General features: G+C 62.4%; 12 protein-coding genes. 1 reads left to right on the top strand and 11 read right to left on the bottom strand.

Translation table 11 applies throughout. The annotated features are described in order from the left end of the window. Positions 1-75: 75 nt before the first annotated feature. The 10 genes from BUB29_RS07075 to leuC all read right to left on the bottom strand — a co-directional run bounded on the left by BUB29_RS07075 (position 76) and on the right by leuC (position 14385). Positions 76-1074: a purine nucleoside phosphorylase YfiH/LACC1 family protein gene (locus BUB29_RS07075; RefSeq protein WP_033523240.1), complete on the bottom strand. Its 999-nt coding sequence runs from the start codon at positions 1072-1074 to the stop codon at positions 76-78. Positions 1075-1142: 68 nt separating this feature from the next. Then, complete coding sequence (locus BUB29_RS07070; protein WP_033523241.1) at positions 1143-2717, bottom strand: peptidase U32 family protein; 1575 nt, start codon at positions 2715-2717, stop codon at positions 1143-1145. A 108-nt stretch (positions 2718-2825) separates the two neighbouring features. Further along, positions 2826-3689 carry an aldo/keto reductase gene (locus BUB29_RS07065; protein WP_033523242.1) on the bottom strand — a complete coding sequence of 288 codons (864 nt, stop codon included), beginning with the start codon at positions 3687-3689 and terminating at the stop codon, positions 2826-2828. 231 nt (positions 3690-3920) lie between these two features. After that, a complete protein-coding gene (locus BUB29_RS07060; protein WP_033523243.1) occupies positions 3921-6113 on the bottom strand; it encodes a DUF2207 domain-containing protein in 2193 nt (730 codons plus the stop codon). A 191-nt stretch (positions 6114-6304) separates the two neighbouring features. Beyond that, positions 6305-6874: a LemA family protein gene (locus BUB29_RS07055; RefSeq protein ID WP_033523244.1), complete on the bottom strand. Its 570-nt coding sequence runs from the start codon at positions 6872-6874 to the stop codon at positions 6305-6307. Positions 6875-7194: 320 nt separating this feature from the next. Next, the gene (locus BUB29_RS07050; protein WP_034249561.1) at positions 7195-9891 is read right to left on the bottom strand and encodes a polyribonucleotide nucleotidyltransferase; all 2697 of its coding nucleotides are present in this window, start codon (positions 9889-9891) and stop codon (positions 7195-7197) included. 244 nt (positions 9892-10135) lie between these two features. After that, positions 10136-10405, bottom strand: a complete 270-nt coding sequence (rpsO, locus tag BUB29_RS07045) for a 30S ribosomal protein S15 (RefSeq protein WP_003827663.1) — start codon at positions 10403-10405, stop codon at positions 10136-10138. A 382-nt stretch (positions 10406-10787) separates the two neighbouring features. Continuing rightward, positions 10788-11921, bottom strand: a complete 1134-nt coding sequence (locus tag BUB29_RS07040; RefSeq protein WP_033523261.1) for a beta/alpha barrel domain-containing protein — start codon at positions 11919-11921, stop codon at positions 10788-10790. 325 nt (positions 11922-12246) lie between these two features. Next, positions 12247-12936, bottom strand: coding sequence for a 3-isopropylmalate dehydratase small subunit (gene leuD, locus BUB29_RS07035; protein WP_003827660.1), 690 nt, complete (start codon positions 12934-12936; stop codon positions 12247-12249). Between the two features lie 45 nt (positions 12937-12981). Then, on the bottom strand, positions 12982-14385 hold the full coding sequence (gene leuC, locus BUB29_RS07030; RefSeq protein WP_033523262.1) for a 3-isopropylmalate dehydratase large subunit: 1404 nt from the start codon (positions 14383-14385) through the stop codon (positions 12982-12984). A gap of 184 nt (positions 14386-14569) precedes the next feature. On the opposite strand from leuC, the gene BUB29_RS07025 reads away from it, so the two are divergent. Further along, complete coding sequence (locus BUB29_RS07025; protein WP_033523263.1) at positions 14570-15379, top strand: IclR family transcriptional regulator; 810 nt, start codon at positions 14570-14572, stop codon at positions 15377-15379. Between the two features lie 129 nt (positions 15380-15508). Here BUB29_RS07025 and BUB29_RS07020 read toward each other — a convergent pair whose 3' ends face one another. Then, positions 15509-16804: a metallophosphoesterase family protein gene (locus tag BUB29_RS07020; protein WP_033523264.1), complete on the bottom strand. Its 1296-nt coding sequence runs from the start codon at positions 16802-16804 to the stop codon at positions 15509-15511. Between the last annotated feature and the right edge of the window lie 62 nt (positions 16805-16866).

Genomic DNA, 16866 nt, shown 5'->3' with positions numbered 1-16866 from the left:
CGTTCGTTCTGCACGGAATCTCCGTCGGTTCGCGTGGCCGTTCGGCCGTGCGAACAGGCCGTTCAACCGCAACCGTCAGCTGCGCTGGATGAGCGCGAGCATGCGGCCCTCATGGGTTTTGCCTGCGAGCGCAGCCCTGCGGTGCGAATACCACAGCGGGTTCTCCACGGTGCACATGCTGCGGTGGATCGCGCTGATACGCTCCTCGAGGCTTGCGGGGCCTTCGCCGTCGTTGGCGCACAGTTCGGCCAGTTCGGCGTCCTCGCTCAGGTATTGGGTGGCGGCGTTGACGCGCGGACGCGATTCGATGATATTGTCGGCCACCACGCCAGCTTCGGCGAGTTCGCTCAGTGCGGCGGCGACGATGTTGATGCCGGTGCCGCCGAAACGGGTCAGCGAGAAGCTGCCGGGGAATTGCGCGTCGAATTCGTCGGCGATCTCGTCGCCGGTCTCATAGCAGTCGCCGCAGATGCGCGGGCCGAGCGTCGCCACGATGCGCTCCGGCACGGCGCCCTTGGTTGTCATCAGATCGACCGCGGAACCGATCACGCCGGTCTGCAGGCCTTTGCGGCCGCAATGGGCGACGCCGATCACGCCGGCCTGCGGGTCGGCGAGCAGCACGGGCAGGCAGTCCGCGGCGAACACGCCCAGCGCCACGCCTTTGCGGGAGGTGACCTGCGCGTCGGCTTCGATCACCGTCACACCTTCGGGCGTGTGGCCTTCATCGTCCTGGGTTCCGGAGAAATCGTAGCCGAACGGCGCGTTCCTGCCGAATACCTCATCCACGTCGACGGCCTTGCCGGAATGCACCTGCGAGATGATGCTCAGCGGGGCGCCGACCGCTTCGGCAAGCGCGATGCGATTCGACAGCACGGCTTCGGCGCTGTCGCCGCCCTTGCCGCCGAGGTTGCAGTTGCCCCACTCCCCCGCGCTCAAGCCGCCGAGTCGCGTGGTGTAAGTGACGGTGATGCCCTGGGCGAGGGCGATCGGGATGGTGACGGGGATCGGGCGTCCGGCCTTGTCCGTGGAGCTGATGGTGGACGAGTCGAGGATCGCGTCGTCGTATTCGGTCATGCTTGTTCCTTTGATGTCGATGACGATAGATGGGTATGGGATACGCCGGAAGCGGACGCGCGGGAAGGCTACTCGGCCTTGAGCGTGGCGTGCTTGGTGCGCGAACGGATGGCGGTGTTGGCCGGGATATCGTGCGGGCAGGGGATGGAGAACACGTGTGCCGGGTTGTTGATGGCGGCGACCGGAGCGCCGTCCGCGTCACGCAGCCCGGATTCGGGGATGGTGTAGGCAAGCGGCGGCTGCCCGGCGAGCAGGAATTCGACTTCCTGACCGGGTTCGATCTTGTTGCGGCTCATGATGGTGAGCCTGCCTCCCTCCTCCGGCGTCCACGAAATCGCTTCGCCGACCACCAGCCAGGAACGGAAGTACCCGGCGCGATCGGTGCGCTGCTGCACCTTGTGCTCGGGGTAGTAGAAGCCCGTGGAATAGTCGCGGTGCGCCACCTTGTAGGGCTCCTCCTTCAGCCATTCCGGCAGTTCGACGTGTTCGGCCGGACGCACGGCGGCATGATGCCAGCCTTCGGGAAGGATCTCCGCCGCGGTGTTGGATTTGCGGCGCGTGCTGCGCGCGTGATAGCTCAGATCGCCATCATCCGCGTTGCCGATGTTGACGGCGTGCGCGGCACCGACTTGCGGCGCGGCCTGGCCGTCCTCGGCATCCGGCACGCCCGCGAAGGCCTTGTCCGCGTTGCGTGCGATATCGTCCTGCACGGCGGTGTCGTAATCGGGGTCGCCGGGGCGGATCACGGCGTCATGGAACGGCTTGAGCTCGTTGCCGTCGGCATCCTCGAAGCCTCGCGCGACCATGTAGCGGTCCACCGCGGTCCGGTAGGCGTTGGTCATCGCGGCGATATAGTAGGCGCTTTTGGATCGTCCCTCGATTTTGAGACTGATCGCGCCGGAATCGATCAGATCGTCGACATGCTCCAGCATGTTCATATCCTGCGAGTTGAACAGGTACGCGCCGTTCTCGGTCTGTTCGATGGGGAAATACTGGCCGGGGCGTTTCTCCTCCACAATCGAATACTTCCAGCGGCACGGCTGGGCGCATTCGCCATGATTGCCGTCTCGCCCGGTCAGATAGTTGGAGAACAGGCAACGCCCGGAGAACGCCATGCACATGGCGCCATGCACGAAACATTCGATGTCCATGTCGTCGGGGATGCGTGCGCGGATGTCGCGCACCGCCTGCAGATCCATTTCGCGGGCGAGCACCACGCGCTTGGCGCCAAGCTCGTAGAAGGCGCGCGCGGCACCATAATTGGTGATGCCGGCCTGCGTGCTCACATGCAGTTCGAGTTCCGGCGCGACCTCACGCGCGGTCATCATCACCCCGAGATCGCTGACGATCAGCGCATCCACGCCGGTGGTTTTCAGCTGACCGAGATATTCGCGGATCGCTTCGACCTCGCTGTTGCGCGGCAGCACGTTGCAGGTCACGTAGACACGCGCCCCGCGCTCATGCGCGTAGCGTGCGCCTTCCTCGAAATCCGCCAGCGACAGGTTCTTCGGCGCACTGCGCATGCCGAACGCCTTGCCGCCGCAGTACACGGCGTCCGCACCGTAATCGACGGCGGTTTTGAGTCCTCGCAGATTGCCTGCCGGGGCCAACACTTCGGGCTTGTTTCTTCTATGCACGTTCATTCCTCGTACTCGACGTAAAACCTTCAACATTGTACGGATCGGAGTGCACAGCACTGTGCCGGCCCCGTCTGGCCCGTGCGCCCCACCCGAGGCGCACGGGAAACACGGTCAGCCGAGGAACTCCAGCTCCTCGGGGCTCAGTTCAAGCTCGTCCGCCTTGAGCGAATCGAGGATCGTTTCGGGGCGGTGCGCGCCGGGGATCACGAACATGTGATCGCCCTTGGCGAGCTCCCACGCCAGCACCACACGCTGGTAGCTCACGCCATGCTCGGCCGCGACCTTGCGGAACGGGTCGAACAGGTGCTCGTCGTACGGGTGACGGTAGCCGCCCAGCGGGCTCCAGCACACGAACGCCAGTCCAAGCTCACGGCAGTAGTCGAGCGTGTCCTGGGTCTCCAGATGAATCGGCGAATACTGGTTCTGCACGGCCACGAGCTTGTCGCCCAGGATTTCGCGGGCGATGTCGAGCTGTTCGATGGTGACGTTGGAAACGCCCGCCCACTGGGCCACGCCCTGGTCGAGCAGGGCCTTGATGCCTTCGCAGGATTCGTTGTATGGCACTTCGGGATCATGGCGATGCAGGTACAGCAGGTCGATGGAGTCGACGCCGAGCGCCTGCGCGGACTGCTTGCCGTATTCGATGAGATGTTCCGGCTCGCCGTCGCGCGGCCAGATCGGCTTGTCGCCGTCCCACGCGCGACGCAGGCCGACCTTGGTGGCCACGATGACTTCCTCGCGCGGTCCCTTCCACGTGTCGAGCGCCTCACGCACCAGCTTCTCGCCGGTCTGCTCCTCCTCGCCCGGAGTGTAGTAGGCCCATGCGGTGTCGATGTGGCGGCAACCCGCATCCAGCGAAGCGTGCAGGGTTTCGATGCCGACATCATGGCCACGGTTGTTCTCGATGGTCAGGGGCATTTCGCCGTGACCGATGGCGGTGGTGTGGAACGGTCCGAGATCTCGGAACAGGGTCATGGGATTCTCCTTACGGTAGGCGTTGGCGGTTGATATGCGCTGTGTTCCAGAATACTTGCGACCCAAGGCACGCGATTCGTGTCACGCCCAAGACCCGCGTTGTCCCAATCACCCGCTTATCACCCGTCTGCCACCCGTTTGTCACCCATTTTCCGCCTTTCAAACGCGCTGTTCCCCGGCACGGAGCATCCGCACCGGGGAACAGCCGGGGTCGGGCGACCATCCGCAGAATCAGCGGGCGCCTGCCGAACCGCCGCCGGAACCGCCGCTCGATCCGCCGAATCCACCACCGGAGAACGAGCCTCCCGAACCGCCGAAACCACCGCCGCTGCTGGACGGGGCCGCGGCGCTGATGGTGTTGCGCACCGCGGAGAAGCCCGAATCGATCTGTGTGCCGATATCGAACACGCCCGAAGAGCCGCCGAATCCACCGAACGATGTGCCCGGCGTCGAGGAACCGGAGCCCCAATGCATCGGACTGTAACCCCAGTACCACATGGAACCGGCGCCGTTCGCGTCCAGCCACTCCTGGTCACGCACCTGCGGATAGGCCTTCGCAAGTTCCCTCATCACCTGCTCGGAGATGCCGAACGCCGCCGCATACACCAAATACCAGTCCCACATCGTCAGGTCGGCGGCACCGCGGTCGGAGAAGTCGGAGAAATCCTGCATGTAGTTGCGCAGGCCGAGGCATTGGCCCGCGTACTCCTGACCGGCAGGCGTAACCGTCTCGGACGCCCCGGCGCAATCGCAGAACACGCCGATCAGGAACATCGGCATGCCGATGAGGAAGCCAAGCGCGAGATTGCCGATGAAGAAGCCGTTGATGCTGATGATCAGGCCAACGATCGCGGCGATGCTGCCCGGCAGCATGTACCGCCACGCCGACTGGCTGGTGGCGCCGAGCATCGCGAATTCGGTGTCGCAGGCCGTCTCGAAGGCTTCAAGCTCCTTATAGCCGGAAGTCCAATCCTTGCAGGCATTCTTCATCTGCTTGAGGTCGAACACCGGGTAGCCGACGCGCATCGAGATGCTGACCAGCAGCCGCAGGCACTTCTGCTCGGATTGGCTCAGATTCAGCGTCTCGCGGTTGTGCAACGCATCCGGCATGATGACGATGGTGCTCGTCTTGGACGAGGCAAGCGCCTTAACGCCGTCGGACGCGATCATATGCGAGATCTGCACAGGGTCGGCGGTGCTCATGTCGATGCCCTTGTAGTTCGATGCCGGACCGGGGTAGATCGCGATGGCATGCTTGGCGGCGAGCGCCAGGATCGTGGCCGTCATGGAACGGGAGGACTGGGTGCCCTTCGCCTCGCCGATGATGTCGATCATGCGGGCGGCGGATGCCGGGGACAGCGACGGACGATCGCGCCAGTATTCCAATCCTCCGCGGTAACGCGCCGCCTTGTTGGATTGGATCACCGCGATGATCGCGAGGACGCATGAACCGATGCCGATGACCAGCGAGACGATCCAGATCACGACGCGGACGACGGCCTTCTGATGCTGGCTGTCGTGCCAGGCCTTCTCCTGCTTCGTCTCATCGGCCTTCAACGTGTCGAGGTGATCGGTCGGTTCCGTCCTGGCGACATCGGTCGCCACCGCACTGTCGAAGGCGGCGACCACGTCGACGTATTGTTCGGCTTTCAGGTTGTATACGGCGAACCGCAGCTCGCCCTGCTTGCCGCGTTCCGTTTCGGAATCGTTCTTGGTGTGCAGCCACCCCCACGAGTTCTTCGCGTCGATGCCATCGGGGAAGCGGACGACGCCCGTCATCTTCGCGCCCGGGAAGGTGTTGGTCGGACTGATTGGCTCCCATTGGAAGCTGGTGATGTCCTTGTACTTCGTGGAGACGCCGTGGAAGGTCATCTCCACGTCGAATTTCATGCTGTCGGCCTTGACCGTGTACGGGATGTTCCAACCGATTTCAACGCTTTTCCTCGTGTGTTCCCGCGCGTTCGGATCCAGACCGTCGTTCTGCGTGTCGAACGGCTCGGGGTAGCTGCTTCCATTCGTCACATCGGCGATGTACCAGTGGTTGGCGAATTTCGAATCCCACGTGTACTGGTCCACCCTGTTGGGGTTCTGCGGGTTGACTTGGCTGTATTCCGCGCCCGTGGTGACGTTCCTGACCTTGATGTCGGTGATGTTGGTCAGGTTCGTGCTGTCCAACGTGTACTGCCAGTACAGCTGACGCCAGTATTTGGAGGAGCTGTTGTCCTCCCTTTCCTTGAGCTGGTAGTCGATGTGCTGCACGATCTTCAGATCGCCGTTGGTTTGCACCGTCACATCGTAATCCAAACTACGGTAGCTCGCCGTCGCCTCGTCGTTCCCGTCGAGCCAGACGAACACCACCATGACCGCCGCGGCCAATGCCGCGACGATGGCGATGGCCACCGCCCTGATAAGCCTCTTCCTCATCCGTTTTCTCTTCCCTTGCGTTGTCGGTCTGCGGCCTTGTACACCGAATCACGGCGGACGTCTCCTCCCCGCGTCCGTCTTCCGATGCCAACCGGCCCGGCACCGTCGGACGCGACTCCCCTTGCGTCGCACCCGATTCCCAAGGCCGAGCCTATGCCCGTAAGCCTTGGAGCATCATACGAGCGGAACCGTCAGAACTTGACCTGTGGCACCGCACGGTCGGCTTCGGCGATCTGGTAGTAATCCGCCTGCTTGAAGTGGAACAGCGAGGCGATGATATTGGTGGGCACCGTTTCGATCTTGGTGTTGTACTTCTGCACCACGTCGTTGTAGAACTGGCGTGCGTAGGCGAGCTTCTCCTCCAGCGTCTTGAGCTGGGACTGCAGATCCATGAAGTTCTGGTTGGCCTGCAGCTGCGGGTACGCCTCGGCGGTGGCCTGCAGGTTAAAGATGGCGCGGGAAAGGTCGTTCTCCGCCTGGATGCGCTGGGCCGGTTCGGTGTTCGGATCGGCGGCGACCTGGACCGCCTTGTTGCGGGCCTGCGTCACCTGGGTGAAAACCTCGGATTCGTGGGCGGCATAACCCTTGACCGTCTCCACGAGGTTCGGTACGAGGTCGGCACGCTGCTTGAGCTGCACGTCGATCTGCGACCAGGCGTTCTTCACGCGGTTGCGCAACGACACCAGTCCGTTGTACGCGCCGACCGCCCACAGCACGATCAGTACGACAACGACGATTGCGATGATAACGGCGATGTTCATAGGCAAGTTCCTCCTTGCGAAATCGAGACAACGATTTCATTATCGCATACGGATACGAAAACCCATACCGCGGGAACCGCGCCATTCCATGCCTTGGGAAACAAACCCGGGAAAGTGAATCGGGGCCGTCCGCCGGAGAATGCTCCGGTGGACGGCCCCGATACCGATATCATTGCCGTTCGCTACGGCTAGCGACGCTGTACGTCACCGATCCGCGAGAAGACGTCAGTCTTCGAATGCTGAGCCGTCAAACGGGAAGCCCGGTGGGCTTCCTGTAGGCGAAGTGAGCAGCTCCGCTGCGAAGGATCCGTGAGAAGACGTCAGTCTTCGAACGGATCAAAATCGCGACGGACGCGGCGACGCGGACGCTCGGTGCGCTCTTCGCGCTCGGAACGGTAATCGTCGTAGTTGTCATCGGTCGCGTAACGCGGGTTGCGGTCGGAACCACGGCGGCTGCCACGGCCACCACGGCGATCGTCGCGATCGTAGTCGCGGTCGCCACGGTCGTCGTAGGAACGACGGCGACGCGGACGATCATCATAATCACGGTCGCGATCATCACGGTCATCGTAGGAACGACGGCGACGCGGACGATCATCATAATCACGGTCGCGATCGTTGTCACGATCCTCATGACGGCCACGGCGCGGACGGTCGTCGTAATCGCGATCGTCGCGGGAACGGCGATCCTCACGACGGTCGTCACGGCGATCATCATGACGGTCATCGCGACGATCGCCACGGCGGCCACGGCCACCACGATCGCCACGGCCACCACGATCCTCACGGCCGCCACGGCCGGAGTTGGATTCCTGATCCTCGAAGCCGGGGATGGCGAGGCTGATCTTGCCGCGATCGTCGACACCCTGCACGACGACCTCGACAGTGTCGCCTTCCTGCAGCACGTCCTCGACCTGGTCGATGCGTTCGCCGTTGGCGAGGTTGCGGATCTGGGAGATGTGCAGCAGACCGTCGGTGCCCGGGGTCAGGTTCACGAACGCGCCGAAGGACGTGGTCTTGACGACCTTGCCGTTGTAGGTTTCGCCGGCTTCCGGAACATGCGGGTTGGCGATCTGGTCGATGATCTGCTTGGCCTTCTCGGCGGCTTCGCCGCCTTCGGAGGAGATGAACACGGTACCGTCATCCTCGATGGCGATCTCGGCGCCGGTATCCTCCTGGATCTGGTTGATCATCTTGCCCTTCGGTCCGATGATCTCGCCGATCTTGTCAACCGGAACGGTGGTGGTGATGATGCGCGGGGCGAACTCGCTCATCTCGGCCGGGCCGTCGATGCACTCGTTGATGACCTCGAGGATGGTGGTGCGGGCTTCCTTGGCCTGCTGCAGGGCGGCGGCCAGGATGTCGGCGGGGATGCCGTCCAGCTTGGTGTCGAGCTGCAGGGCGGTGATGAACTCGGAAGTGCCGGCGACCTTGAAGTCCATGTCGCCGAACGCGTCCTCGGCGCCCAGGATGTCGGTCAGGGTCTTGAAGATGTGCTTGCCGTCCACATCGCCGGACACGAGGCCCATGGCGATGCCCGCGACGGGGGCCTTCAGCGGCACGCCGGCGGCGAGCAGCGACAGGGTGGATGCGCACACGGAGCCCATGGAGGTGGAACCGTTGGAACCGATGGCCTCGGAGACCTGACGGATGGCGTACGGGAACTCCTCGCGGCTCGGCAGCACCGGCACCAGGGCCTTCTCGGCGAGGGCACCGTGGCCGATTTCGCGGCGCTTCGGGGAGCCGACGCGGCCGGTTTCACCGGTGGAGTACGGCGGCATCTCGTAGTTGTGCATGTAACGCTTGGACTGCGGGCCGGACAGGGAGTCCAGCTGCTGTTCCATCTTGAGCATGTTCAGGGTGGTGACGCCCAGGATCTGGGTTTCGCCGCGCTGGAACAGGGCGGAGCCGTGCACGCGGGGCACGATGTCCACTTCGGCGGACAGGGTGCGGATGTCGCGCAGGCCACGGCCGTCGATGCGGTAATCCTCGGTCAGGATGCGGCGACGCACGATCTGGCGCTGCAGCTCCTTGAAGGCGTTGCCGATTTCCTTTTCCTTCTCGGCATCGTCCATATCTTCGAACTCGTTGGCGAGGGTGGCCTTCACGCCTTCCTTGATTTCCTTGATGCGATCCTGGCGCGGCAGCTTCTCTGCGATGGTCAGGGCCTCATCGAGATCCTTGTGCGCGATCTCGTCGATGCGCGCGTACAGTTCGTCGGTGTACTCCGGGAAGAGCTGGAATTCCTTGGTTTCCTTGGCAGCCTTCTCCTTGAGCTCGTTCTGGGCTTCGCAGATCACCTTGATGAACGGCTTGGCGGCTTCCAAGCCACCGGCGACGACTTCCTCGTCCGGCTTGGTCTGGCCTTCGTCATAGATGAGGTGCCAGGCGTTCTTGCCGGCACCAGCCTCGATCATGGCGATGGCGACGTCACCGTTCTCGATGACGCGGCCCGCGACCACGATCTCGAAGACGGCACGTTCACGTTGCTCCCAAGTCGGGAAGGCGACCCACTGGCCGTCGATGAGGGCCAGGCGCACGCCGGAGACCGGGCCTTCGAACGGCAGGCCGGAGATCATGGTGGAGGCGGATGCGGCGTTCAGCGCGACCACATCGTAGGCATCCTGCGGGTTGACGGCGAGGATGGTCTCGACGACCTGCACCTCGTTGCGCAGGGTGTGCGGGAACAGCGGGCGCAGCGGACGGTCGATGATACGGCAGGCGAGGATGGCCTCGGAGCTGGGACGACCTTCGCGGCGGAAGAAGGAGCCAGGGATCTTGCCCGCGGCGTACATCTTCTCTTCCACGTCGACGGTCAGCGGGAAGAAGTCGTAGTTCTCCTTCGGGCTGGAACCGGCGGTGGTGGTGGACAGGATCATGGTGTCGTCGTCCAGGTAGGCGGCGACTGCGCCGTCAGCCTGCTGGGCAAGACGACCGGTTTCGAAGCGCAGCGTGCGCTTACCGAACGAGCCGTTATCGATAACGGCTTCTGCGGCTTTGATTTCAGGACCCTCCATGGGGCTACTCCTTTGTGTTTTCCTAATATTCCTTCAAACAGCCCTCTTCAGCTGGGCAAGCTCTTACATTCGCAATGTTCACAGCCCCTTGGCTGCGTTCCTCGTGTCAACCTCTTCAGTCGGGCTTACCGTTCTGGCCTGTTCCTTCGGCCTGATTCTTTTCATCGCCCTCGTTTGCGTTGTTGCCGTTGGCAGCGTATGTAAAACGCCCGAGCGCCTATGGGCGCCCGGGCGGAAGTCTGAATTATCGACGCAGACCAAGCTTCTCGATCAGCGCACGGTAACGGTTGATATCGGTGCGCTTGAGGTAATCGAGCAGGCTGCGGCGGGAACCGATCATCATCTGCATACCACGACGGGAGTGGTGATCATGCTTGTGCTCCTTCAGGTGCTCGGTCAGATCGGCGATGCGCTTGGAGAGCAGGGCAACCTGGACCTCCGGGGAACCAGTGTCGCCCTCGTGGGTCGCGAACTCGTTGATGATCTGGGTCTTTTCTTCAGCCGTCAGTGCCACGGCATCCTCCTTATATTGCTGCGCGGTGCTGCCAGCCCAATGCCGACGCGCTCTCTATCCGCGGGCGAAACACGCCAAACGAACATGATACACGATGGCCGGACCAAAAAAGAAGTCATGAGGCAGCAAAGTCAAAACACAGGAAGACTCCGCACACCCATGGCAATCGCCGAAAAAGCAAAACCGGCACCCGCGTGAAGCGAGTGCCGGTGAAAAAATGTTGGAGAAAATGGCTGCGGCTGTCCGGTTACATTAGCGACATTGCACTCAATGCTCAACGCCGACTTATTGGGAACCTCTTTCAACCCGCTGTTGGGCCAAATCTAAAGAAACACTGCCTTTCAGTTGCCCTAAGGCGTGTAGCATGTTCGCAAAACGGAATTCAACGCAGCGTCTCCTTAATTTCGCGCGCGAGATTCGCGTCCCACATGGCTCCGGTGGCACTCATCACTGCGTTCGCGCCGGCCGCACGATACGCCTTGTAGTCATCGGGGCGAATCACACCGCCAACACCCACAATGGCGAAGTCAACGCCGAGTTTCTCACGGATGGCGGAAAGCCTGCCGACCATGTCGAGACCGGCTCCGCGGATGGCGTTACCGCACACGCCGGAACGGTCGCGTCCGGCTCCCGGCAAGGCCTGATTGCCATTGGCGTCCACCAGGCGCGCCGAAATGGTGTTGATGGTGGAGAAGCCTTGCACAGCGCCACGACCAACGGTTTCCTTGACCATGGTTTCCAGATCGGCATCGTTGGGAATGTACGCGAGTTTCACGATGAGCGGGCGATCGCCGATTTCGTTTTTCACAGCTTCCGTAATCTCCCCCACCAGATGCGGGTCATGGCATAGCAGGCGATTGTGGCCTTCGTTCGGGCAGCTGGTGTTCATTTCCATCAGTCCGGCTCCGGTTTCCGCAACCAGATGCGCGGTGGTGACGTGGTCCGCGATATACGCTTTGCGATCCATACCGTCCACGCGGGAACCTTGGAAGCTTGGCACGAGCAGCTGGCCGTCGCCGGCTTCGGCGATCGCTTTCTTCATGTCCGGCTGCCATTCGTCGGGATCGCGTGACGGCACTCCGAAACTGTTGGAAATCGAAATCGGAAGCTCGTATCGGGTATCGGCAAGCACGCCTTCGTCCAACTCGGCGCTTCCGGGAACCAACGACCCGTCCGCGTTCTTCGGATGCACGGCAAGCACGTTCGGGAACGCATTGCAACCCCACGCGCGGGAACGGACCGTCTTGTACACCGCCAAATCGAAGCCCATGCGGAAGGCGGCTGTGGTGAACCGCTCGTTCAGCAGCGGACCGGCAGGGATGCCAAACGGCAGGTTCACGCGGAAGCCAAGGAATTCCTCCGCCTGATCGAACGGTTGGGATTGAGTGGACTGCTCGGAGGTATCGGCAGCGGAATCGTTCTTCAACGCTTCGACGAATGCGCCGAACGGCCCCTGCAGATAGTTGTCTTCATACGTGCGATTGACGTCATAAAACGGCGCGAAACCTTGGCTCATAGTGCTCTCCGAAGTTGTTCTCGTGTCATGTTGGATGTGCGATGTGAACGCGCGGGATGTTGTATCCACTGTAACGCGCCATAAGCCCCGAACACCCGGCCCATCTCACCTACATGGCTTTCCACAGGTCGTTTCGGACCATTCAGTCCAAGCCAGCTCAACGAATCATGACTTTCCGCTCGTTTTACCATCGTTTTATGTTTATGGAATTTGCCGTCGGCGGAGGGGATAGGAAGCAATGCCAGGATAAACAAAAAGCCCGGCTTGAATGCCGGGCTTGAAGAGGGGGGGCAGAGGCGATGCCACAGCCATCCGTCGGATGCGGCTAGATAATGCCGCGATCGGCCAACGGGCCTTGCCAGTTGGGGTATTCGCCTTCACGGGCGGATTCGATCGCCTGTTCCGGCTCTTGCTTGACCGGTAGGGTCTTCGGCTTGAACGGGAACTTCTCGGCACGCATCTTCTCGTATGCGGCGATGTCATCCTCATGCTGCAGTGTCAGATCGATGTCGTCGTAGCCGTTCATCAGACGCCAGCGCACGTAATCGCCCACCTCGAACGGCAGGGTCACGTCGCCGCAGGTCACCGTACGATCCTCCAGGCTCACGGTCATCTCGGTGCCCGGCTCCTCCTCGAGGAGCTTCCACAGCAGCTCGACGGATTCCTGCGGCATGATCGCGGCCAGCACACCGTTCTTGGCGGTGTTGCCATAGAAGATATCGGCGAAGCTCGGCGCGATGACCACACGGAAACCGTAGTCATGCAGCGCCCACACGGCGTGCTCGCGGGAGGAGCCGATGCCGAATTCGGGGCCGGCCACCAAAATCTGTCCCTTGGCGTACTCGGGCTTGTTGAGCACGAACTCCGGGTCGCGGCGCCATGCGTAGAACAGCGCGTCGTCGAAACCGGTCTTCGTCACGCGCTTGAGGAATACGGCCGGAATGATCTGGTCGGTATCGACATTGGAACGGCGCAGCGGCACGCCAACGCCGGTAAGAGTGGTAAGTTTTTCCATTTCGAAAGTCCTTGGTTGTCTATCTCGGTCTACGGCTCAATGGGTTTACAGGTCGGCCGGGGAGGAAATCGTGCCACGGATGGCCGTGGCGGCCGCAACTGCCGGCGATGCCAGATGCGTGCGGGACCCCTTGCCCTGACGGCCTTCGAAGTTGCGGTTCGAGGTGGAGATGGAACGCTCGCGGGCGACCATCTTGTCGGGGTTCATACCCAGGCACATGGAACAGCCGGCGTTACGCCATTCGGCGCCGAAGTCCTTGAAGATCTTGTCGAGCCCTTCCTTTTCCGCCTGCAGGCGGACGCGGGACGATGCCGGCACCACGAGCACACGGTGGATGTTCTCGGCCTTGTGGTGGCCCTTCATAATGGATGCGGCCACGCGCAGGTCTTCGAGTCGGCCATTCGTGCAGGAGCCGATGAACACGGTGTCGACGGCGATGTCCTTGATCGCCATGCCGGGCTTGAGGCCCATGTAGTCGATGGCGCGCCTGGCGGCGTTGCGCTCGGTCTCGTCCGCGATGGACTCGGGATCGGGCACGGTGGCGGAGATCGGGGCACCCTGGCCGGGGTTGGTGCCCCAGGTCACATACGGCTCAAGATCCTCGGCCTTGATGGTGACTTCTTTATCGAACACGGCGTCATCATCGGTCTTCAGGGTCTTCCAGTATTCGACGGCCTTATCCCACATGTCACCTTCCGGCGCATGCGGACGCCCCTTGAGGTATTCGAAGGTGACCTCGTCCGGAGCGATCATGCCGGCACGGGCACCCGCTTCGATGGACATGTTGCAGATGGTCATACGCGCGTCCATGGAGAGCTTCTTCAGCGCCTCGCCACGGTATTCGATCACATAGCCCTGGCCGCCGCCAGTGCCGATCTTGGCGATGATGGCCAGAATGATGTCCTTGGCGGTCACGCCCTTCGGCAGCTCGCCTTCAATGTTGACGGCCATGGTCTTGAACGGCTTGAGGCTCAGGGTCTGCGTGGCCATCACATGTTCGACCTCGGAGGTGCCGATGCCGAAGGCCAATGCGCCGAACGCGCCATGGGTGGAGGTGTGCGAGTCGCCGCACACGATGGTCATGCCCGGCTGGGTGAGGCCCAGCACCGGGGCGAAGGCGTGCACGACGCCTTGGTCGGCGTCGCCCAGCGGGTGCAGGCGCACGCCGAATTCCTTGCAGTTCTTCTCGAGCGTGGTCAGCTGCAGCGAGCTGGTCTCGTCGGGGTTCGGCTTATCGATGTCGACGGTCGGGGTGTTGTGGTCCTCGGTGGCAATGAGCTGGTCAACGTGGCGCGGCTTGCGTCCGGCCAGTCGCAGGCCTTCGAACGCCTGCGGGCTCGTGACTTCGTGCATAAGCATCAGGTCGATGTACAGCAAATCGGGTGCGCCGTCGGTGCCCTTGCGTACCAAATGATCGGCCCAGACCTTTTCGGCCAGTGTCGTTCCCATGGAAATCCTCCTGAATTTTCACACTAACTCTTGCGTTTGCTTCTTGTTCGTGGTACTAGCCTATGGTGCGTTCCACATATCGCCCCGAATGCGGTCGGATATTGAGATATGCCAGGCAGGGCCGAACAGTGAGATTTTTCCCGATTTGCGATTTCACTATGTGAGATGGCATAATCACCTTATTATGACATTTGCTGAGAACGATATCACACCGCAAAATGGCGAATTCGCGCCCGCCGATCAGGCGTCGGCCGCCACGCCGAAGGACAATGAAATCCATTCCGGCGTTGGAGTGCTTGACAAAACCGTCAAGATCCTCGACGCTCTCGAATCCGGCCCGTCCACGCTCGGCCAGCTGGTGAGCGCCACCGGCCTCGCCCGCCCCACGGCGCATCGTCTGGCCATCGCGCTGGAACGTCATCGTTTCGTGCTGCGCGACCAGCACGGCCGATTCGTGCTCGGCTCGCGTTTCGCCGAACTCGCCGCCGCCGCAGGTGAGGATCGTTTGCTCACCGCCGCCGGTCCGATTCTGCAAACGTTGCTCGACCGCACCGGGGAATCCGCACAGATCTATCGCCGTCAGGGCGATCAGAGAGTGTGCATCGCCGCCGTCGAACGCGCCTCCGGCCTGCGCGATTCCATTCCGGTGGGTGCCATGCTGTCGATGGAGGCGGGTTCCGCCGCGCAGATCCTGCTCGCTTGGGAGGACTCCGACCGCCTGCATCAGGGACTGCGCCACGCGAAGTTCAACGCCGCCAAGCTCGCACAGGTGCGCAAGCGCGGATGGTCCGAATCCGTCAACGAACGTGAGGAGGGCGTCGCCTCGATTTCGGCACCGATTCGCAACGCCTCTGGCCAGGTGATCGCCGCCATCTCCATTTCCGGCCCGATCGGACGCATGGGAACCACGCCCGGACGCCGCTACGCGCCGCTGGTGATGGCCGCGGGCCGTTATCTCACCGACGCGTTGATCAAAGCCTCCGCCGGCCGCTGAGGCGCACCGCGTCTCATGCGCGCACGGCACACATCGCGCCATAACGCATAACAAAAGGCGTGCGATTCCACTCGGAACCGCACGCCTTTCGCATATCGTCACCGTCGCGTCTCCCACGACGGACCATCGTCATTTGCGCCCGAACAGGCCAAGCAGCCGTGACACCAAGGACGGTTTGCGCAGCAGATCATCCCCCTCGCCATCCTGCGGCGGCTTGGCGTTAATCGCATACGTGTACGCCTTTTTGGAACTCGGTTTGCCGACCAGCTCGCCGAAGGTCAACAGCTGCGTGCGCGGCTCGTGCGGGTGGCGGATGTCGAACTCGATGAGCCTCGTCGCACGATGGTCCGGGGCCGGGCCGTACGTGTCGAAACCGCAGGTGGGCGTGGCAAGCAGCATCGTGCCGTCGAGCTCGCCGACGAAACCGTTGCGATGGTCATGCCCGGCGCTGATGCCGATCAGAGCGTCGTGCAGCAGGCCGAACTCCTCCGATTCGTCGGGGCAGCTGATGCCTTCCCCCAGGTATCCGCCCACCTGGGTTCGCTCGCCGTCCAGCACGTAATAACAGCCAGCATGCGCCCGATACCCCTGCATGGCGTACGGCGCGTTGGCTTTTGCCGGTTTGAGCAGATCGTAGAATTGCGGAACCGGCATGTGCTGGAACAGCATCATCCTGACACCCAAGCGGTGCGGCACGGCTTTCAGGAACGCCAATGCCTCGCCGTCCGGTGCTGCGAATCCGCCGCCGTGCGCATAACCGCCGGAATCCAGCAACGCCAGGGCAAGCACGTTGGTGGCCCCCTCCAATCCCAGTACGGGCAGCACGAAGGTGCCCGGAGCGAACGGAACGACGGTCTGCTTCGGCAGCAGTCCCTCCCCCGGTTCCTGCATTTCCGAAGCTCCCGCGGCATCACACGGAGCCGGATTCAGGCAGCCCGGGAACGATCGGTAGATCTCGTCGAGTTGCGCGTTGGTCAACCCGCATTGGGCATCATGATTGCCGTAGGTGACGGCGAATGGCACGCTGCGTTCGATCAGCGGCGTCAGGAACTGCTCGATGGCACCGCGCACCTGCTGTTTGGTGCGCTCCACGGCTTCCCGCTCCGCCTCCTGCACATTCCACGGGCGTTTGACGAATGTTTCGGCGAATGCGGAATCATACCCGGCGATCTGGTTGCCGGTGAACACGACCAAGTCGGGGCGGACGGTATCAAGCGATACCGCGATGAGCGCGATGGTGTCTTTCGAAACCTTCGCGCCGTCCTGGATATCGGAGACCTGCAGCACCCTGAACTTGCCGGAATTATGGAATTGCAGCCGCCCCAGACGCGCCGACACCGATACCGGCCGCTTGTCGCCTTCTTCCGCTGGCTTGATCCTCGGCGTATTGGACAGGCCTTCAAGCATGTGCTGCGATTCCGTCATGTCCTCCACTGTAACCCATCCCCGCATAGGCTCACGATACGAGTTCCCGCGAGAAACAAAAA

The organism is Bifidobacterium merycicum DSM 6492 (assembly GCF_900129045.1).
GTDB classification, from domain to species: domain Bacteria; phylum Actinomycetota; class Actinomycetes; order Actinomycetales; family Bifidobacteriaceae; genus Bifidobacterium; species Bifidobacterium merycicum.
This window is presented reverse-complemented; position numbering and strand designations above follow the sequence as displayed.

Coding starts and splice junctions, on each gene's coding strand:
- BUB29_RS07075 (WP_033523240.1), bottom strand. CDS start 1,074: ATGACCGAATACGACGACGCGATCCTCGACTCGTCCACCATCAGCTCC.
- BUB29_RS07070 (WP_033523241.1), bottom strand. CDS start 2,717: ATGAACGTGCATAGAAGAAACAAGCCCGAAGTGTTGGCCCCGGCAGGC.
- BUB29_RS07065 (WP_033523242.1), bottom strand. CDS start 3,689: ATGACCCTGTTCCGAGATCTCGGACCGTTCCACACCACCGCCATCGGT.
- BUB29_RS07060 (WP_033523243.1), bottom strand. CDS start 6,113: ATGAGGAAGAGGCTTATCAGGGCGGTGGCCATCGCCATCGTCGCGGCA.
- BUB29_RS07055 (WP_033523244.1), bottom strand. CDS start 6,874: ATGAACATCGCCGTTATCATCGCAATCGTCGTTGTCGTACTGATCGTG.
- BUB29_RS07050 (WP_034249561.1), bottom strand. CDS start 9,891: ATGGAGGGTCCTGAAATCAAAGCCGCAGAAGCCGTTATCGATAACGGC.
- BUB29_RS07040 (WP_033523261.1), bottom strand. CDS start 11,921: ATGAGCCAAGGTTTCGCGCCGTTTTATGACGTCAATCGCACGTATGAA.
- leuD (WP_003827660.1), bottom strand. CDS start 12,936: ATGGAAAAACTTACCACTCTTACCGGCGTTGGCGTGCCGCTGCGCCGT.
- leuC (WP_033523262.1), bottom strand. CDS start 14,385: ATGGGAACGACACTGGCCGAAAAGGTCTGGGCCGATCATTTGGTACGC.
- BUB29_RS07025 (WP_033523263.1), top strand. CDS start 14,570: ATGACATTTGCTGAGAACGATATCACACCGCAAAATGGCGAATTCGCG.
- BUB29_RS07020 (WP_033523264.1), bottom strand. CDS start 16,804: ATGACGGAATCGCAGCACATGCTTGAAGGCCTGTCCAATACGCCGAGG.